Raw genomic sequence first — 18,827 nt, 5'->3', positions numbered from 1 at the left:
AAACCACCATGCGCATCCTTGAACGCTCCGTTTACGTTGGTCCGTCCCTGCATGCGCATTTCCCCGTCATCCGGCTGCTCATGGACCTGGGCGAACTGGAGCAGTGGCCCACCGTCCGTCTGGGGCCGGAGTTCATCGAGGGCCTGATAGCCGCCGTGCCGGACCTGGCCGAACACGGCTGCTCCTACCGCGAGCCCGGCGGCTTCCTGCGCCGCATGCGCGAGGATGAAGGCACCTGGCTGGGGCACGTGTTCGAACACGTGGCGATCGAACTGCAAAACGTCGCCGGCGGCGACGTCACCTTTGGCAAGACCCGCAGCGTCGACGGGCGCCCCGGGGTGTATACGGTCATCTACGAATATGGCCAGCGCGAGGAAGGCATCGCCGCCGGCGAGCTGGCAATGCGCCTGATCTGCTCGCTGCTGCCTGAAAACCTGCGCCCGGAGCGCAGCGTGCCGGAAGACTGGAACTGGGAAGCAGCCCGCGACGACTTCATCCGCTACGCCCAGCGGCGCGCACTCGGGCCTTCTACCGCCTCTCTGGTACGCGCGGCCGAGGAGCGCGGCATTCCCTGGCTGCGTCTCAACGAACATTCACTGGTGCAGTTCGGACACGGCCGCTACCAGCAGCGCATCCAGGCCACCATCACCGGACGCACGCCCTATATCGCGGTGGGGATGGCCGGCGACAAGGAAGAAACCAACAATATCCTCGCCGCGCTCGGGCTGCCGGTGCCCCGGCAGATGCTCGTTTCGAGCCAGTCCGATGCGCTCAAGGCCGCCCGCAGGCTGGGCGGTCCCGTGGTGCTCAAGCCGTACAACGGCAACCACGGCCGCGGCATCACCATCAACATCACCGACGACGACGAGATCCGCGCCGCCTTCGTGGCAGCGCAGGAACACTCGCGTTCGGTGATCGTGGAAACCTTCCAGCCCGGCGACGACCACCGCCTGCTGGTGATCAATGGCGAACTGGTCGCGGCCACCCGGCGTACCCCGGGGCATGTCGTGGGCGACGGCCGCAGCACGATCGCGGAGCTGGTGGACCAGGTGAACCAGGACCCCCGCCGCGGCGTCGGGCACGAGAAGGTATTGACGCGGCTTGAACTGGACCGCGAAGCGCAGCTGATGATGGAGCGCGCCGGCTACGGCGCCGACTCGGTGCCCAAGGCCGATGAAGTCGTGTTCCTGCGCTCCACCGCCAACCTGTCCACCGGCGGCACCGCCACCGATGTCACCGACATCATCCATCCGGACAACCGCGAAATGGCGGTGCGCGCGGTGCGTGCGATCGGTCTGGACGTGGGCGGTGTGGACTTCATCAGCACCAATATCAGCGAAAGCCATCGCGGCATCGGCGGCGCGATCTGCGAGGTCAACGCCGCGCCCGGATTCCGCATGCACGTGGCGCCCAGCGAAGGCTCGCCACGCGACGCCGCCGGCCCGGTGATCGACATGCTGTTCCCGCCGGGTTCGCCCTCACGCGTACCGATCGCCGCGGTCACCGGCACCAACGGCAAGACCACCACGGCGCGCATGCTGTCCCATATCGCCAAGATGGCCGGACACACGCCCGGCCTGACCACCACGGAGGGTGTGTACATCGACGGCCAGCGCACGGTGGAGGGCGACATGACCGGGCCGGTCTCCGCACGCATGGTGCTGCGCGACCCCACCATCGACCTGGCGGTGCTGGAGACCGCGCGCGGCGGGCTGCTGCGCGCCGGCATGGGCGTGCCGTCGGTGGACGTGGGCGCGGTGATCAACGTGCAGGCCGACCACCTGGGAATCAAGGGCATCGATACCGTCGAGCAGCTCGCCGAGGTCAAGCGCATCGTGGTGGAGGTGGCCACGGAATGCGCGGTGCTCAACGCCGACGATCCCAACGTGCTGCGCATGTCCGGCTACACCAGCGCCCGCACCATCTGCTACGTGACCATGAACCCCGGCCACCGTCTGGTGCGCGAACACGTGCGCGCCGGCGGCCGCGCCTGCGCGCTGGAAGAAGGGGTGAACGGCCACATGATCACCCTGTACGACAAGGGCAGCCACATCCCGCTGCTGTGGACCCACCTGGTTCCGGCCACGCTGGAGGGCCGCGCCCTGCACAACGTGCAGAATGCGATGTTCGCCGCGGCCATGGCGTTCGCGCTCGGGTTCAAGCTCGATGACATCCGCCACGGCCTGCGCACCTTCGACACCACCTTCTTCCAGGCGCCCGGCCGGACGAACGTATTCAACGAACACCCGTTCAAGGTGCTGTTCGATTACGCCCACAATGCTCACGCGGTCGGAATGATGGCCGACCTGGCCCAGCGGCTTGAGGTGGAGGGACGGCGCATCGTGGTGGTCGCCGGGCCCGGTGACCGCCGCGACGAGGACCTGGTGGCGATCGCGCAGTCAGTCGCGGGACGCTTCGACCACTACATCTGTCGCCGCGACGACAACCTGCGCGGGCGCGGCAGCGACGAGGTGCCCGACATCATTGCCCGCGCCCTGCGAGAGGCGGGCGTGGCCGAGGACGCCATCTCGATCATTCCCGACGAGCAGCAGGCCGTCGACGCCGCGCTGCGCATGGGCCAGCCCGGTGACCTGCTGCTGGTGTTCGCAGACGCGCTGGCCCGCTCCTGGAAGCAGATCACCAAGTTCGGTCCCGGCGGCGCCGAAGCGGCGGCTCCGGCCAGGGCGGTCGATCCGCCGCGGCTGCCCACAGGAAGCACCGGCGAACCCGACTTCGATCTGGAGGGCCTGGTGCGCGAAGAGCGTGGCCTGGTATTCGTGCCAGACGAGGACAGTGACTGACCGCGCCATGAGCCCTGACGCCTTGCCGCCGTTCGACGACTCGCGCCGGCTGACCGGCCCCAACCTGTATTTCTCCCAGGCCGGAGCGGTGCTGGAAACCGGGGTGGGCGCGCCGGTGCCGGAAACGCTGCTCGAAGGCTGGAAGCAGCGGATCCAGCGCGCGCGCGCCGCCCTGCACTGGCCCGATGGGCCGATCGTTATCCGCAAGCACGCCAGCGGCGCCAGCCTCGCCTTCTCCGCGCCGTCCGACCAGCTCTACACCGCCACCGAAATCAACGAGTGGGCCTGGCTGGCCACCCTCGCGGAAGCGGGCATCAGCGCCGGCGAGCCCATGCACCAGCCCGGCCACGCTCCCGTCGCGGACGAGGCGCAGGCCATGCGCCTGCTGCGCGCCGCCGCCGTGGCCGAAAGCCTGCCCCGCCTGACCGCCCTGCGCGGCGCCGCTCAGGCGCGCGGCCTGCCGCTGCTGCTCGACGACGAACAGCTCTCGATCGGCACCGGCACCGGCAGCCTCACCTGGGACAACCACGCGCTGCCCCGGCCCGACGAGGTGCCGTGGACGGAGCTGCACGCCATCCCCGTGGCCCTGGTCACCGGCTCCAACGGCAAGACCACCACCGTGCGCCTGCTCACCGCGATCGCCATCGCCCACGGCTGGCACACCGCCAACAGCTGCACCGATGGGCTGTATCTGGACGGCGCGCTGATCGAGGACGGGGACTGGTCCGGCCCGGGAGGCGCCCGCAGCCTGCTGCGCAATCGCCAGGCGCAGGCGGCGATCCTGGAAACCGCGCGCGGCGGGCTGCTGCGCCGCGGCCTTGGCGTGGAGCGCGCCGACGTGGCCGTGGTGACCAATGTCAGCCCGGACCATTTCGGCGAATACGGCATCCACGACCTGAACGGCCTGGCGCAGGTAAAGCTGACCGTGGCACGTGCCGTCGACAGCCACGGCACGCTGGTGCTCAACGCAGACAACGAGCTCCTGCGACGCGGCGCCGCCGGCCTCGACGCGCCGTTGGCCTGGTTCTCCGTTGACGACGGGCATCCGCTGTTGCAGCAGGCACGGACCGACGGTCGTCGCAGCTGCGGCGTGCGCGATGGTCGGCTGCTGCTGTTCGACGGTGCGCGCACACGTGACCTGGGCGCGATCGCCGGGATGCCGCTCACCCTCGGCGGGCTGGCCGCGCACAACGTGCAGAACGCCGCCGCCGCCGCGCTCGCTGCCGCCTGCCTGGGGATCGGGCCGGACACCATCCGCGCCGTGCTTGGCCACTTTGGCAGCGCCCACGACGACAATCCCGGCCGGCTGCAGCGGTGGACGCTTGGCGGCCCGGTACAGGTCTACGTGGACTATGCGCACAACCCGGACGGCCTCGGCCACCTGCTCACCCTCGTCCGCCAGGCACACCATTCAGGCGGGCGCCTGCACCTGTTACTGGGCCAGGCCGGCAACCGCAGCGACGAGGCCATCGCCGACCTGGCCGCCACCGCCGCCGCGCACGCTCCCGACCGGATCGTGCTCAAGGATATGGACGGCTACCTGCGCGGCCGCGAAAGCGGGGCCGTGGCCCGCCTGCTGCGCGACGCCCTGACCCGGCACGGCGTGGCCGATGAAGCCATCCTCGAATGCCTGGACGAAACCGAAGCTGCGCGCATGATCCTGGCCAGCGCCCGTCCCGGCGACAGTCTGGTGCTGCCCGTGCACGGCGCTGCCGGCCGCGCCAGGGTCACGGCCCTGCTGGACGGACTGCAGCTGCAGGGATGGACTGCGGGCAGCCCGGTCCCTTCGACACGGGACGAGCGCCCGGACGCCGGATAGCATCGACCGGCCATGGTGGGCCAGGCCCGCCCTACCCCGTCACGATTCCCCGGAGGATTCCTTGTCCAGGCACCGCATACTTCCCACCGCCCTGCTCACCGCAGCCGCCATGCTCGGCGCATGCGCGCCCGCACCGTCCGGCCAGGCGGACCCGACCGCGCAGTCGCAGGCCAACGCAGATGCGCCCGCCGCCGACAGCGTCAGCGCCTTCTTCGAGGCCTTCACCGACGAGTGGATGCTGCGCCAGCCGTCTTCCGCCACCGGCAGCCGCTACTTCAACGATGAGCGGCAGCAGGAGATGGACCGGAAGCTGACGCCGATGACGGAGGAGTTCCGCAGGGAAACGGTGGAACTTGCGCGTCGCGGGCTGGAGCAGCTGGGGCGGTTCGATCTGGAGGCGATGTCCGATACCGAACGCGTCTCCGCCGAGCTGATGGCCTGGCAACTGGAGACGATCGTTGGCGGCGAAGAGTTCAGCCACCTGCAGTTTCCCCTGAACCAGTTCAGCGGAGCGAACGTGGGGTTGCCCAACCTGATGACGGTGGTGCACCCGGTTTCCAGCGCCCAGGATGCAGACAACTACCTGGCCAGGCTGCGGCTGATCGAAGCGCGCATGGGCGAAGCGCGCGGGCGCGCGGCGGAGCTGGCCGAACGCGGGATCCTGCCGCCCAGCTTCATTCTTCAGGCCACCATCAACCAGATGCGGCAGTTCATCTCGCCCGCTTCCGCGGACAATCCGCTGGTCACTTCGCTGCAGACGCGCCTGGAAAGCGTGGATGACCTGGATGCCGCCCAGCGCCGCTCGCTGGTCGGTGAGGCGGCCGCCATCGTCGCCGACAGCGTCTATCCGGCCTGGCGCGAAACCATTGCCGTGCTGGAGTCACAGCTGCCGCACGCCACCGCTGATGCCGGCCTGTGGCGCTTCGAGGACGGCGCGGAAACTTACGCCTATCAGCTGCGCCGCTTCACCTCCACCGGTCTGGATGCGGAACAGATCCACGCCCTGGGGCTGTCGGAAGTGGAGCGCATCGAAGGCGAAATGGACACCATCCTGCACTCGCTGGGGCGCACCGAAGGCAGCGTCAACGAGCGCGTGGCCCAGCTGCGCCAGGACCTGGCCTATCCGGACGATGACGATGGCCGCGCGCAGCTCATGTCCGATATCGAAACCATGATGCGCGACGCGGAGCGCCGTGCGGATGGACTGTTCGACATCCGCCCCGGCACCCCGGTGATCGCCCAGCCGTATCCCGAGTACCGCTGGGAGAGCGCCGCGGCCAGCTACACCGCGCCGCCGCTGGATGGTTCGCGTCCCGGGGTTTTCCAGATGCCGCTGCGCACCAACCGGCTGACCAATTTCGGCCTGCGCACCCTGACTTACCACGAGGCTGTTCCCGGGCACCACTTCCAGATCGCGCTGTCGGTGGAGAACAGCGAATTGCCGAAGTTCCGCCAAACCCGTGCCCTGGGTGGAATTTCCGCCTTCAGCGAAGGCTGGGCCCTGTACGCCGAGCGCCTGGCCGCCGAGGAAGGCTGGTACGAGGGCGATGCCGAGGGCCTGCTGGGCCAGCTGGATGCCGAGCTGTTCCGCGCCCGCCGTCTGGTGGTCGACACCGGCCTGCACGCCAAGGGCTGGACCCGCCAGCAGGCGATCGACTACGGCATCGCGCCATCGGAGGTCGACCGCTACGTGGTCATGCCCGGCCAGGCCACCTCCTACAAGGTCGGCCAGCTGGAGATGATCCGCCTGCGCGACAAGGCCCGCGACGCGCTGGGTGAAGCCTTCGATCCACGCGGGTTCCACAACCGCGTGCTGCTCACCGGCACCGTGCCACTGGACCTGCTCGAGCGCGAAGTGGACGGGTACATCCGCGAAGCGAGGTAGGTCAGCCCTACGCGGCCGACGCCGGGGGGCTTGAACCCTCGAAACAGAAAGGGCGGCCACTGGCCGCCCTTTCCTTTTCAGCGAATGGTGCGAGGGATCACCAGATCCGCACGCGATCCTCCGGTGCGATGTACAGCGCATCGCCTTCGGTGACGTTGAAAGCGTCGTACCACGCATCGATGTTGCGCAGCGGGGCGAACGCACGGATGTGGCCCGGCGAGTGGGTGCCGTTGACCAGCTGCTGGCGCAGCGCATCGTCACGCCACAGGATCCGCCACACCTGCGACCAGCCCATGAAGAAGCGCTGTTCGCCGGTGAAGCCGTCGAGCACCGGGGCTTCCTGGCCATCCAGCGAACGGCGGTAGGCTTCCAGCGCGATCGTCAGACCGCCCAGGTCGCCGATGTTCTCGCCCATCGCGGTGCGGCTGTTGATGTGCATGCCAGGCAGCTGCGGGAACTCGTACGACTCGTACTGGGCGCCCAGCTTGGCGGCCTGTGCTTCGAACTCGGCTGCGTCCTCTGCGGTCCACCAGTCACGCAGCAGGCCCTCGCCGTCGGACTTGCGGCCCTGGTCGTCAAAGCCGTGGATGATCTCGTGCCCGATCACGCCGCCAATGGCGCCGTAGTTCACCGCCGGGTCTGCTTCCGGATCGAAGAACGGCGGCTGCAGGATGGCGGCCGGGAACACGATCTCGTTCTTGACCGAGTTGTAGTACGCGTTGACGGTCTGCGGAGTCATGCCCCACTCGGCCTTGTCCACCGGCTGGCCGATGCGTGCGCGACGGTAGTCCCACTCGAACCGGGCCGCACGCGCTGCGTTGCCGAAGGTGTCGCCGTTCACCACTTCCAGGCCGCTGTAATCGCGCCACTCGTCGGGATGGCCGATCTTCAGGCCGAAGTTCTGCAGCTTGGCGTGGGCCTCGGCCTTGGTGTCCTCGCCCATCCACTCCAGCGCATCCAGGCGCGCGCCCATGGCCGCCTTCACGTTGGCGACCAGCTCATCCATCTTGGCCTTGGCGTCGGCCGGGAAGTACAGCTGCACGTAGTCACGGCCGATGGCTTCGCCCATCACCGATTCGGCAAACGACACGCCGCGCTTCCAGCGCTCACGCAGCTCCGGCTGGCCGGACAGGAACTTCTCCCGGAACTCGAACTGGGCGTTGACGAAGTCACTGGAAAGCAGCGACGCAGCGCGATCCACGGTGTGGAACGCCTGCCACGCCTTGAGGGTATCCAGATCGGTGTCGGCGAAGATCGCCGCCATCTTCGGGATTGCGGTGTTCTGGCGCACCACCGCCTGCGGGGCGTGGCTGACACCCGCCGCGGTGAAGAAGCGCTGCCACGGGAAACCTGGAGCCTGTGCTTCGAATTCGCCCAGCGCCACCGGGTTGTAGGTCTTGTCGCGATCGCGGCTCTCGGCACGGGTCCAGTGCGCCTCGGCGATGCGGGTCTCCATCTCCATGATTGCGTCAGCGCTTGCCTGTGCATTGTCCCAACCGGCCAGGTCCAGCAGCTGGGCGATATAGGCCACGTAACGCTCGCGCTGCGGCTCGAAGTTGTCGCGCAGGTACATCTCGCGATCACCCAGGCCCAGCCCGGACTGGCTCATGTACAGGGTGTAGTAATCGGGGTTCAGTTGGTCATCCGACACGCCCACGCTGAAAAAGCTGCGGGTGAAGCCGCCGTTCTGCGCGCCCATCAGGTGCGCCATCTCTTCCTTGTCGGACACGCTGCGGACCGCGTCCAGATACGGCTGCAGCGGCTGCGCGCCAAGCGCCTCGATCGACGCTTCGTCCATGAAACCGTGATACAGGGCGGCGACCTTGGCAGCGTCACCGTCGGTGGCCGGATCACCCAGCTCGTAGCTCTCTACCAGCTGGTGCACCCGCGACTCGGACAGGTCACGCAAGGCCAGGAACGAACCATAGCTGGAGCGGTCGGACGGGATTTCGGTGTTTTCCGCCCACTTGCCACTCACATAGGCGAAGAAGTCCTCGCCGGGTGACACGCTGGTGTCCATGCCGTCGGTATCGATGCCCCAGGTGCCCATGCGCGGCGCGGCAATCGACTCGGCAGCATTTGCCGCGCCCTGCTCGCCGTCGTCCAGGAACCGGACTTGTACGTGGCAGGACTCGTCCAGGCAGGAGTGCGCATCATGCGCAGCAACCGGCGCGGCCAGCGACAGCGCCAGGGTAGTGGCGGCAAACAGCAGGGTCTTCTTCAAAGTTGATTCTCCGGATGGATAACTGGGTCCCCCGCGATCTTGGCGGGACGACAGCCGCCAAGAATACCTGCTGCCCGCCCCGGAAACAGCGCGCCATTGGTCATGGATTCACCTTTCCCGTCGGGCGGTACCGGGACACTGTGGGATCAGCGGCACTCTTCGCGCCGTGATTCCCAGACCACGGGTTCCCACCAGTCGTTATTGCGGACGCTGTCCCGGTCCAACCGGTCGGGCAGCAGCTGGGCACCAATCGAATAGCGGGTATCCGGCTCCACATCGATCACCAGCGTCTTGTAGATACGCCCCTGTTTCCTGCGCTGCATGCGTTCGATCCTCAGAAGGTCGGCGCTCGGGATCCTGTGGCGGTCAATCTCCTCACGCACTACCAGTACCTGTCGGCCGACGGGAACTTCGTGCCGATTCTGCGCAACCAGCGGCGTGCTGCGCCCGTTGATCTGGGTGATCTCCGCACTGTAAATATTCCTGGTCACACGCGGTGGCGCCCCCAACGTGCTCACGTAGCCACACCCTTCCATCAAAACGCTGGCCGTGCCGATGGCATCGCCGGCCTTGCCCGAAAGCGCCAGGCGTTCGCCGTCACGCACCAGGTCCAGCCTCACCTCACCCCCGTCCGTCAGGACTTCACCGATCAGGGCATTTGGCGCCATCACCCCTACCAGTGTCCGGCCATTGATCGACAGCAGCCTGTCGCCCGGCATGAGCCCCATCTGTTCGCCGGCCCCGCCGGGCGAGACCGCCAACACCTGGACGCCTTCTTCGCCCGTCCGTCGGCCGTCCACCACGATGCCAAGTCCGGCGTGCGCCGCAGACGCCAGCGCGGGCACGGTGCTCACCGCCGAAGCCGGCAGCGAGGGCGCTGCATGCGCCACGGGTGAACACAGTGCAGCCAGTGCAGCCAGGACAAACGTGCCTGTCATCGTCTTCATGGTCATCTCCTAGCCATTCTTGCGTACCGCGGCTGCGGCCAGCATCAGGTCCTGGCGCGCCTCCCACAGGGGCGCCACCTCTTCATCCGTGGCCTGGCGGTCGTAGGCCACCTGCAGGGCTCGGTCGATCGCCTGCACGGAGCGATAGATCTCTTTTTCATCGACAATCGCTGCCGGCGATACGTCGGCCGGGGCCTCAACAGCAAGCCCGGGGGACAGCGTTTCCTGCCGAAGCATGCCTTCGGGCTGCACCAGGGCGAACGCGAATGCAGCCACCGCAACACTGCAGGAAGCTGCCACTCCGAGCCGCGCGGCCAGCCGCCGCCTGCGGGCAGCTGCAACGCGCACCCGGAGATCATCCGGAAGCGGCGCGTCTTCGAGCCCTGCCAGATAGTCTTTCATCCGCCGCCCTGTCTCATCCATCACTCGTCCACCTCGATCATTTCCCGCATTCGCGCCAGCGTGCGGGCCACTACGGACTTCGACCAGCTCTCGCTGCGCCCGAACCGTTTACCCAGCTCGCGGTGGGTCCAGCCTTCCACCACCTGCAGCCACACCACGGTACGTACCAGCGGGGGGAACCGTTGCAGCAACCCCAGTGATTCATGATCCTGGCCCGGTCCGGCACCGGGCTCTGCCAGCGCGATTTCCACATCGCCCAGATCGACCAGGCGTTGCTCCCGCCGCAGCCGGTCGATGGCGGCATTTGCTGCCACCCGCTTGAGCCAGGGCCGCAGCGGCCGGTCAGGCGCCATCCGCCCCAGGAACCGGAGCAGCTGCATGAAGGTGTCCTGGGTAACGTCTTGCGCAGATGCCGCGTTGCCGGTCAGGCGCAGGGCAAGTGCGTGGATCGCGCCCGCATGGCGGTGGTACAGGGTTTCAAATGCCTTGCGGTCGCCCCAGCGCGCCCGGCGCACCAGGCGTGCTTCCTCGGCAATATCCACGCGTTGCAGGTCGTCCATGGCATCGGTACGGATGGGACCTGCGGATCGTTGCACATACCGGACGTCTGCGGGAAACCTGCAGAACCAGTGGTTTTCAGCGGAACTCACCGCAAAACCAAACATAATTTGCGGGAAAATGCTAGGATAGCGGGCTGGCAGCGGCAGAAAGGACTCCGCCGTCCAGTCAGACCCCCGTCGGCCGGTGGATTTACCCGGACGACTGATCCAAGCAACCCGGCCCCGCTGCCGCACCTATGCGACGGCGGCACGCTGCGCACGCAATACGCGTGGTGCCAGCCCGGCCTCACCGAACCATGCGTTCGCGCATGTTCCGACAGGAGACGCAATGTCCACAGATGCCAAGCCCCAGACCCAAAAGCCCGCCGCCAGGACCCGCACGCGCACCTCGGGCAGGAAAAACGACCGTGGGTCTTCGCTGACCAGCGAACGCATTGCAGATGATCTCGCCGCCTTCCGCAAGGACGGGGGCAAGATCGAAGTGCTCGGCACCACCACCAATTTCAAGAACACCAGCCCGATGCGCTCCGCCTCCAAGACCGCACGGACCAAGAAGGCTCCTGCCAAGGCCGCCAAGAAGCGCGCCTGAGTCAGCCGCCGCAGCCTCCACAACACACGGAAGGCTGCTGAACGACACGACCGGGCCGAACTTCCCAGCCGGCCCGGTTCAATACCTCCACCAGCTGTCCCGCTTCAATCCAGGTTGCCAGGCGGAGTACCTCCCCGCCCGCGTCAATATCCACCATTGCCGCCGGATCCAGATCCTGCAGCGCAGCCTCGATCAGTCCGACATCCGGCATGCCCGGGTCACGGGTGATATGGAATTCCATGCAGCCCTCGCTCTTTTCCGTTTCTGGCGGCCCTGGGCCGGGCGTTCGCCTTGCCAGCTCCATCCTCGCCCTGTCACGGCCGACGCGCCCTGACCTGGGTCAACCGCCCCATCTGTCCGCTACCTGATCCAGGTCAGTGTCCGCTGCCCGCGGCCGGAGCACACTGAACGTCCACCCGGCGACAGATGCAGGAGCAATGCCCAATCCCATGATCGAAATCAGCGGCGCGCTGGTTGCCGGCGAGCTCGGCCTGGAGCTGGAGGAGTTCCGTCGGCTGATGGAAATCCGCAAGATCAAGATGCTCTGCGAGCGCGGCACGGGCGAAGACGAAGGGCTTTACCGCGCCACCTTCTATCACGGCGACCGCCGCGCCCGCTTCATCGTGGATCGCCACGGTCGCCCGGTGGAGTGAAATCACTCCGCAGAGCCGTGCTCCATCAGGCGCCCCAGGTCCACGTCCTTTTCCTCCCACAGGCCGTTCAGCCACTGCTGGAAACGGGCACGGAAGGCGCGGTCCTGCTGATAATTGCCGACCATGAAGGCTTCGGGGATGGGCCGCTCGCGGACCAGCACGCGCACCTCGGGCACGCGCCCGGCCATCAGGTCGACCATGGTGGGTCGGCCACCGGGGTAGGCAATTGAGACGTCCAGGATCGCGTGCAGCCCCTCGCCCATCGCATCGAGCACGAAAGCCACCCCGCCCGACCTCGGCTTTAGCAGGTGCCGGTACGGCGCATCCTGGCGGGCATGCTTTTCAGGCGTGAACCGTGTGCCCTCGACGAAATTCATCATCGCCACCGGGATATCGCGGAACTTGAGGCACGCACGCCTGACCGCTTCGGTATCGCGCCGCGCCAGCTCGGGATTGCGCGCTACCTGGCGATGGGTGTAGCGGCCCATGAACGGGAAATCCAGCGCCCACCAGGCCAAGCCCAGCACCGGCACCCAGAACAGCTGCCGCTTGAGGAAGAAGCGCAGCAGCGGGATCCGCCGGTTGAACACCTTCTGCAGCACCAGGATGTCCACCCAGCTCTGGTGATTGGCCAGCACCAGATAGTGGCCGTCGACCTGCAGCCCCGGTGGGACCTGTACCTGGAAGCGGGTAGGCGTGAACCAGCCGAGCATGAGGGTGTTGACCCCGATCCAGCTTTCCGCCAATCCGGTCAGGAGCCGGTCGCACATCCGCTTCAGGCGCTTGCCCGGAAGCACTGCCTTCAGCAGCGCCGCAACGAACAATGGCACCGCGTGCACCAGCGTGTTGATTACAACCAGCGGCAGCACCACGGCCACCCGCAGCCAAATGAGCAATGACACCGGCGAATGGCCCCTGTGCAGTGAAGGACGGAAGCGTACCAAAACCGGCCACGCGGAACGCCCTGGCCCCGCCCGTTACAATGGGCACTCACTCAAATCCGAGGATACCCTTGGCCAAACCAAACTACTCATTCGAAAAACGCCAGCGCGAACTCGCGAAAAAGAAGAAAAAGGAAGCAAAGGCCGCGAAAAAGCAGTCTGATCGCGAAGCGGAAAACCCCGCCGACACGCCTGAGACCAACCAGTCCCGATAAGTCTGTTCGGGAAGGGAACGGGTCGCCAAATGTTGCGAACGGGCCGTTAAAGGTGGCCCATCTCCGCGCAGTGTTACCATCGAACACGGGCTCTTCGCCCCTCTTCATGGAACCCACCTTGCCCGGTTACGACACCAAGATCCTTACGGTCCCGATCGGTGACCACTCCTACCTCGTGCGCGTGCTGAGCGACAACCAGCAGTTCTCGGATCCGGACGGCCACGGCGACAAGCTTGGCATCTCGTCCGCACAGTGGAGCCTGTTCGGTCTGGTGTGGCCGGTAGGGCGTCTGCTGGCCGAGGCCATGGACACGGCGGATATCGCCGGCAAGCGCATTCTGGAACTGGGCTGCGGGATCGGGCTGTCCAGCCTGGTACTGCAACGCCGCGGCGCTGACGTGGTCGCTTCCGATATCCATCCGCTGGCCGAGCCTTTCCTGGCTTACAACTCGGCGCTCAACGAACTGCCATCGGTGCACTTCCGCCAGCTTGACTGGGTGGAACCGCTGCCGAGTCTGGGCAAGTTCGACATGTTCATCGGCAGCGACGTGCTCTACGAACAGGAGCACCCCGCCCTGCTGGCCGGTGTCATCGAGCGCCACGCCAACGACCGCGCCGAAGTGGTATTGACCGACGCCCACCGCGGCCACGTGTCCGCCTTCACCCAGCAACTGTCCGCGCTGGGCTTCCAGGGCGAAGAGGAAATCCACGAGCTGGAAGACCAGAGCGGCAACGCCATCCGGGCCCGTTTACTGCGCTACCGCCGCGAAGCGCCGCCGCCGACCGGACACCTTGCCTGACTCGCCCCACTGCAGCGCCTGCGACGCAGTCTGCTGCCGCCTGACCGTGGTGCTGCAGCCGGGCGACAGCGTGCCCGCCCACCTCACCACGCAGGCGGATGACGGGCTACAGGTGATGGCACGTGATGAGGAAGGCTGGTGCGTAGCCATCGACCCGGCCCGCATGCAGTGCCGGATCTATGACACCCGCCCCGAGAACTGCCGCCGCTTCGCCATGGCCGGCAACGATTGCCGCCAGGTCCGCGCCGACTACACGCGGCAGGGCGAGCAGGGCATCCCGCTGGTCATGTACTGAGAGGATGTACTGAGCGCGCGGCCTCAGGTGCAACCGCCGCAACAGGTGCTGCCGCCGGACACGTGCACGTCCGCCACGCCGAAATCGATGACGACCGCGCCCGGCTCCTTCTGCCGGTACTCCACCACCAGCGCGTCGCCGAAGCGTTCGCGCAGCTGTGCGATCAGCGGCAGCGGATCATGGTCGTTGACGAAGCGCATGCCCTCGCCCGGCTGCAATGCATCCATCGCGCCGAAGATCGCCGCGTGACGGAAGCGTTTGGCGATGCCGCGCGCGTCGAAGGGATGAATCTGGAGGGAAAGGGTGTCGATGGCTGCCATGGTGTTCCTGCTGGTTGGTGACCCGGCCAGCATCGCCCGGCCAGAGCGGCCGCACCTTGACCTGGGTCATCCACCCTGCACTTGGCAGCGCAGATAATGTCTCCGGGCTCCCGCGACGCCAGCCCGGCCGTCCCCCACCCCCTGTCCTGCAAGGAGCCGTACCATGCCTGTCCGATATACCAGCGTTTCCCGTTCCATCCTCGACGCCGTCCATGACACCCCGCTGCTGGAGCTCGAGGAAGGAATTTTCGCCAAGTGCGAGTTCCTCAATCCCTCCGGTTCGATCAAGGCGCGTATTGCCACCTACATCATCGAGCGTGCAGAAAAAGAGGGTCTGATCAAGCCCGGCGACACCATCGTCGAGGCCACCAGCGGCAACACCGGCAATGCGTTCTCCATGGTGGCCGCGGTCAAGGGCTACCGCATGATCGTGGTCATGCCGGAAGGCCTGACCAGCGAGCGCGTGGCGATTTCGCGCGCCTATGGGGCCGAGGTGCTGCTGAGCGGCAACTTCCATGTCAACGAGGCGTTGGAGCGCGCCCGCGAGCTGGGCCAGCAGCCCGGGTTCTTCTTCCCGGGGCAGTTCGAATCGGAATGGAACGTGCAGGAGAACCGGGAGATCCTGGGCCCGGAGATCCTCGCCCAGCTGCCGCAGGGGCGCACGCCCGATGCGTTCGTGCACGGCGTGGGCACCGGCGGCACGCTGATTGGCGTCGGTCAGGCGTTCAAGGCGGCCAACCCCGATGTGCGCCTGTTCGCCATGGAGCCGTCCGAATCACGCACCCTGCTCTGCGGCGAGGTGGACCTGCACGGCATCGAAGGCATCTCCGATGGCTTCGTGCCCGGCATCTTCGCCCGCCACCGCGACCTGGTCAGCGACTTCCTCAGCGTCTCCAGCACCGATGCAGTGGCTGAAATGCGCAAGATCGCCCGTACCCGCGGCCTGCTGTGCGGACCCAGTTCCGGCGCCCACCTGATCGCCGCCCGCCGCATCCGCGAACAGTTCCCCGAGCTGAAGACGGTGGTGACCATACTGGCCGACAAGGGCGAGAAGTACCTGCATGATTTCTACATGCAGCAGGACGGCGAGCCGGACTCCCCGCCCCTGCACTGACCGCCCCGTAGCCCCGGAGCCGGCGCCTGAACGGACCGCGCTCCCGGGCGCGCTGCCTACACGAATCAATCATGATGCGGCTGACAACATCGCCGCATGACCCAGATTCAGGATCACGCGCCAGGCGCGCTGTACTTCAATCCCGGCCATCCTCCCGTACCCACCGCACGGGCACGGGAGTGGGACATCGCGGTCAGCGATGGGCCGGTGATTGCCACTGCCATCCACGACGGCCACGGCCTGCGGCCTTCGTTGCGCCCGCTTGTGGCCTTGCCGGCGGCCGAGCGGATGCGCGAGGAGGACCCGCTCACCGGTGTGTTCACCGAGGTAGGCGACGTACGGATCCAGGTACCGGCATCCCGCTTTGAGACCGACCTCAACCGTCCACGCGAGGGCGCCGTGTACGCGCGACCGGAAGACTGCTGGGGACTGGAGGTCTGGCGGACGTCCATGCCGGAAGAGGAAATCAAAAGATCCATTGCCGCTTGGGACCGCTTCTACGCCATGTTCGCCGAACTGGTGGACCGGATGCTTGAGCGCTGGCAGGCGGTGCTGCTGGTCGACCTGCACAGCTACAACCATCGCCGCGATGGCGTCGACGGCCCCCATGCTCCCCAGCAGGGCAACCCCGATATAGAACTCGGCATCACTACCGCCGATCCGGACCGGTGGGGCAATGTGGTCGCACGGTTTTCCGAAGCGCTGCGCGCCCAGCCGGTCAGCGGCCGCAACCCCGACGTGCGAGCCAACGTACGCTTTCCCACGGGCGGCCACTTCCCCGAGTGGGTATATGCCCGCTGGGGTGCGCGGGTCTGCACCATCTCGCCCGAATTCAAGAAGATCTTCATGGACGAGTGGACCGGCCAGGCCGACGTTGCCGCCCTGTATGACCTGCGCGCCGGCCTGCAAGCGGCGGTGGATGCCGTGCGTCCCAGCTTCCAGGCCCGCACATGAGCAGCGCCGCTTTGAGCAACCCCGCCTCCACGCAGCCGCTGCCGCCGGTCGCAGCCGAGGTGGACACCTCGCTGGCCGCCATCGATGCCGAACTCGACTGGCTGCTGGCGCTGACGCCGCTGGGCACGGATGCGCTCTGGGAAGCGTTCGAAGCCGCTGATCGCACCCGCGTGCCCGCGCTGCGCTATGCCGAACCCGTCCTTGACCTGGAAACCATGCGCAAGCGACTCGGCGAGCTGCCGGTTGAAAAGATCGAGTCCCCATTGCTGGCCGGCGTGCTGCGCGAAAAACAGCGCGAACTTGAACGCATGATCGAGCTGGTCCGCCTGCGCGGCACCGACGGGTTCGTGACCGCCAGCATCGACCTGTTCGGCGGCGTGGAAGCGGGCCTGCTGGAACTGGCCGAGCAGATCCTGGCCGATGTTGGTCCCAGTGAGCGGCTCACCGCGGATTGCGGCGTGGACGCCGTAGTGGCCGCGGTTGAAGACGAGGTGGCCTGGTATCGCGAACGGGCGCCGGACTTCGCGCTTGAAATCACCGTCGACGCCGATGTCGGCTCGCTGATGATGGTTTCGCACGGACGCCTGTACCTGGACGCCGACCTGCGCCTGCCCGGCGCGCGGGTGCAGCCGCTGGTGCAGCACGAAATCGGCACCCACATCGTCACCCGCTACAACGGCCTGCGCCAACCCATGCGCCAGCTTGCGGTCGGCCTGGCGAATTACGACCCGCTGCAGGAAGGCCTCGGCGTGCTGGCCGAGTACCTCGCCGGCTACCTGCCCGGCGAGCGCCTGCGCGTGCTGGCCGCCCGGGTGGTGGCGGCAGACCTGGCCATCCACGGCGAAGACATCCCGGTCATCTTCGCGCGCCTGCATGACACCCACGGCTTTGCCACCGATGACGCCTTCGACATCGCCGTGCGGGCGCTGCGCGGTGGCGGCCTGACCAAGGACGCGGTGTACCTGCGCGGCCTGTGCGACCTGCTCGACCACCTGCGCGCCGGTGGCGAATTCGAGTCGTTGTTCCGCGGCAAATTCGCCCTGTCACACCTGGTGGTGCTGGACCAGCTGGCAGAGGCCGGCTGGGCCGAACCGCCCGCATTGCTGCCGCGCTACGCCAGCGCCGACGGCTTTGAACAGATCCTCGACCGCTGCCGCAACATCCCGGTGCAGCGCCTCTTCCAATCCCACCCCACCCCGCCCCGGGAGCTGTGTGCATGAGCAACAAACCCCTCAAGCTCGGATTCGTCGTCAACGACGTCGCCACCGAGCAGGACAACTACACCACCATCCGCCTGGCGCGCACCGCGCTCAGGCTCGGCCACAGCGTGGCGCTGATCGGCCTGGACGGCTTCATCTACGACGCCAATGACACCGTGCGCGCGCTCGCCCATGTGCCGCGCATTGACGAGTACCCGGACGACGCCGCGCTGCTGGCCGAGATCCACGGCGGCGACGCCGCCACCGAACGCATCAACGTCGAGGAACTGGACGTGCTGATGCTGCGCAGCGATCCGGCCGAAGAAGTCGAGGATCGTCCGTGGGCACCCAACAGCGCGCTGCTCTTCGCGCAGCTGGTGACCCGGCGCGGGGTCATCGTGCTCAACGATCCCGCCAACCTCACCAACGCGTCCAACAAGACCTATTTCCAGCACTTTCCCAAAGAAGTCCGCCCGGCCACCTGCATCACCTGTAACGCCGACGAGATCAAGTCCTTCATCTCCGCCCACGACGGGCGCGGGGTCATCAAGCCGCTCCAGGGATCGGGCGGCCAGGGCGTGTTCGTGGTTGATGGCCACAGCGGCGCGAACCTCAACCAGATGATCGAAGCGGTCATCCGCGACGGTTACGCCATTGCCCAGGAATACCTGCCCAAGGCTGCCGACGGGGACCTGCGCCTGCTGACCCTCAACGGCCGTCCGCTGCAGGTGGATGGGCAATACGCCTGCATCCGCCGCTACAACGACAGTGGCGACGCGCGCAGCAACATCAGCGCCGGCGGAAAGTTCGAACTGATGACGCCGGACGCGGACGCGCTGCGCGCGGCGGAGATCGTCGCCCCCAAGCTGATCCGCGACGGCATGTATTTCGCCGGCCTGGACATCGTCGGCGACAAGCTCATGGAAGTGAACGTGGATACACCGGGCGGGCTCAACATGGCCGAAGACCTGGCCGGGGTCGATTTCAGCGGCCACATCATCGCCGACCTCGCCCGCAAGGCGCGCCTGCGTCGCCAATACAACGGCACCCTGACCAACCTTGAACTGGCAATGCTTTAGGAGCCGATGATGAAACACCCGGTGGAAGGCA

The 18,827-nt window shown here is 67.0% G+C and carries 19 protein-coding genes; 12 read left to right on the top strand and 7 right to left on the bottom strand.

Annotation, left to right across the window (positions count from 1 at the left end; translation table 11 throughout):
• Positions 1-8: 8 nt before the first annotated feature.
• The 3 genes from cphA (at position 9) to ACW7G3_RS01565 (ending at position 6,505) form a co-directional block, all read left to right on the top strand.
• The gene (gene cphA, locus ACW7G3_RS01575; protein ID WP_456980748.1) at positions 9-2,801 is read left to right on the top strand and encodes a cyanophycin synthetase; all 2,793 of its coding nucleotides are present in this window, start codon (positions 9-11) and stop codon (positions 2,799-2,801) included.
• A 7-nt stretch (positions 2,802-2,808) separates the two neighbouring features.
• A complete protein-coding gene (locus ACW7G3_RS01570; RefSeq protein WP_456980747.1) occupies positions 2,809-4,620 on the top strand; it encodes a Mur ligase family protein in 1,812 nt (603 codons plus the stop codon).
• 61 nt (positions 4,621-4,681) lie between these two features.
• On the top strand, positions 4,682-6,505 hold the full coding sequence (locus tag ACW7G3_RS01565; protein ID WP_456980746.1) for a DUF885 domain-containing protein: 1,824 nt from the start codon (positions 4,682-4,684) through the stop codon (positions 6,503-6,505).
• A gap of 97 nt (positions 6,506-6,602) precedes the next feature.
• Here the strand turns inward: ACW7G3_RS01565 and ACW7G3_RS01560 are convergent, their stop codons facing one another.
• The 4 genes from ACW7G3_RS01560 to ACW7G3_RS01545 form a co-directional block, all read right to left on the bottom strand.
• Positions 6,603-8,729: a M13 family metallopeptidase gene (locus ACW7G3_RS01560; protein ID WP_456980745.1), complete on the bottom strand. Its 2,127-nt coding sequence runs from the start codon at positions 8,727-8,729 to the stop codon at positions 6,603-6,605.
• Positions 8,730-8,875: 146 nt separating this feature from the next.
• Positions 8,876-9,676, bottom strand: coding sequence for a PDZ domain-containing protein (locus ACW7G3_RS01555; protein ID WP_456971843.1), 801 nt, complete (start codon positions 9,674-9,676; stop codon positions 8,876-8,878).
• A 9-nt stretch (positions 9,677-9,685) separates the two neighbouring features.
• Complete coding sequence (locus ACW7G3_RS01550) at positions 9,686-10,078, bottom strand: hypothetical protein (protein WP_456980744.1); 393 nt, start codon at positions 10,076-10,078, stop codon at positions 9,686-9,688.
• 20 nt (positions 10,079-10,098) lie between these two features.
• Positions 10,099-10,638 (bottom strand): RNA polymerase sigma factor, encoded by a 540-nt coding sequence (locus tag ACW7G3_RS01545; protein WP_456980743.1) that lies wholly within the window; start codon positions 10,636-10,638, stop codon positions 10,099-10,101.
• A gap of 328 nt (positions 10,639-10,966) precedes the next feature.
• On the opposite strand from ACW7G3_RS01545, the gene ACW7G3_RS01540 reads away from it, so the two are divergent.
• Positions 10,967-11,227 carry a hypothetical protein gene (locus ACW7G3_RS01540; protein ID WP_456971837.1) on the top strand — a complete coding sequence of 87 codons (261 nt, stop codon included), beginning with the start codon at positions 10,967-10,969 and terminating at the stop codon, positions 11,225-11,227.
• Between the two features lies 1 nt (position 11,228).
• Here the strand turns inward: ACW7G3_RS01540 and ACW7G3_RS01535 are convergent, their stop codons facing one another.
• A complete protein-coding gene (locus ACW7G3_RS01535) occupies positions 11,229-11,468 on the bottom strand; it encodes a hypothetical protein (RefSeq protein ID WP_456980742.1) in 240 nt (79 codons plus the stop codon).
• A gap of 196 nt (positions 11,469-11,664) precedes the next feature.
• Here ACW7G3_RS01535 and ACW7G3_RS01530 point away from each other — a divergent pair, with 196 nt between their 5' ends.
• Complete coding sequence (locus ACW7G3_RS01530; RefSeq protein ID WP_456971833.1) at positions 11,665-11,880, top strand: DUF6522 family protein; 216 nt, start codon at positions 11,665-11,667, stop codon at positions 11,878-11,880.
• A 2-nt stretch (positions 11,881-11,882) separates the two neighbouring features.
• On the opposite strand, the gene ACW7G3_RS01525 is transcribed toward ACW7G3_RS01530, so the two are convergent.
• The gene (locus ACW7G3_RS01525; RefSeq protein WP_456971831.1) at positions 11,883-12,782 is read right to left on the bottom strand and encodes an acyltransferase; all 900 of its coding nucleotides are present in this window, start codon (positions 12,780-12,782) and stop codon (positions 11,883-11,885) included.
• 110 nt (positions 12,783-12,892) lie between these two features.
• Between ACW7G3_RS01525 and ACW7G3_RS01520 the strand changes: the two genes are divergently transcribed.
• From ACW7G3_RS01520 to ACW7G3_RS01510, 3 genes are all read left to right on the top strand, one after another.
• Entirely contained in the window at positions 12,893-13,036 is a 144-nt protein-coding gene (locus tag ACW7G3_RS01520; RefSeq protein WP_456971829.1) for a hypothetical protein, read from the top strand.
• A 118-nt stretch (positions 13,037-13,154) separates the two neighbouring features.
• Positions 13,155-13,835 carry a class I SAM-dependent methyltransferase gene (locus ACW7G3_RS01515; RefSeq protein ID WP_456981130.1) on the top strand — a complete coding sequence of 227 codons (681 nt, stop codon included), beginning with the start codon at positions 13,155-13,157 and terminating at the stop codon, positions 13,833-13,835.
• Positions 13,828-14,130: a YkgJ family cysteine cluster protein gene (locus ACW7G3_RS01510; RefSeq protein ID WP_456971825.1), complete on the top strand. Its 303-nt coding sequence runs from the start codon at positions 13,828-13,830 to the stop codon at positions 14,128-14,130. The genes ACW7G3_RS01515 and ACW7G3_RS01510 overlap by 8 nt, the downstream gene beginning before the upstream one ends.
• Positions 14,131-14,153: 23 nt before the next feature.
• On the opposite strand, the gene ACW7G3_RS01505 is transcribed toward ACW7G3_RS01510, so the two are convergent.
• The gene (locus tag ACW7G3_RS01505) at positions 14,154-14,450 is read right to left on the bottom strand and encodes a DUF2249 domain-containing protein (protein ID WP_456971823.1); all 297 of its coding nucleotides are present in this window, start codon (positions 14,448-14,450) and stop codon (positions 14,154-14,156) included.
• A gap of 163 nt (positions 14,451-14,613) precedes the next feature.
• Between ACW7G3_RS01505 and ACW7G3_RS01500 the strand changes: the two genes are divergently transcribed.
• The 4 genes from ACW7G3_RS01500 (at position 14,614) to ACW7G3_RS01485 (ending at position 18,796) form a co-directional block, all read left to right on the top strand.
• Positions 14,614-15,564 (top strand): PLP-dependent cysteine synthase family protein, encoded by a 951-nt coding sequence (locus tag ACW7G3_RS01500; protein WP_456980741.1) that lies wholly within the window; start codon positions 14,614-14,616, stop codon positions 15,562-15,564.
• A 96-nt stretch (positions 15,565-15,660) separates the two neighbouring features.
• Positions 15,661-16,518, top strand: a complete 858-nt coding sequence (locus ACW7G3_RS01495; RefSeq protein ID WP_456980740.1) for an N-formylglutamate amidohydrolase — start codon at positions 15,661-15,663, stop codon at positions 16,516-16,518.
• Complete coding sequence (locus ACW7G3_RS01490; RefSeq protein WP_456980739.1) at positions 16,515-17,738, top strand: flavohemoglobin expression-modulating QEGLA motif protein; 1,224 nt, start codon at positions 16,515-16,517, stop codon at positions 17,736-17,738. Before ACW7G3_RS01495 ends, ACW7G3_RS01490 begins: the two co-directional genes overlap by 4 nt.
• Entirely contained in the window at positions 17,735-18,796 is a 1,062-nt protein-coding gene (locus ACW7G3_RS01485; protein ID WP_456980738.1) for an ATP-grasp domain-containing protein, read from the top strand. The genes ACW7G3_RS01490 and ACW7G3_RS01485 overlap by 4 nt, the downstream gene beginning before the upstream one ends.
• The last annotated feature ends 31 nt before the right edge of the window (positions 18,797-18,827 follow it).

Source organism: Luteimonas sp. A478 (assembly GCF_054052025.1).
The sequence above is the reverse complement of the archived record's forward strand: the minus strand, read 5'-3'. Positions and strand labels throughout refer to the sequence as shown.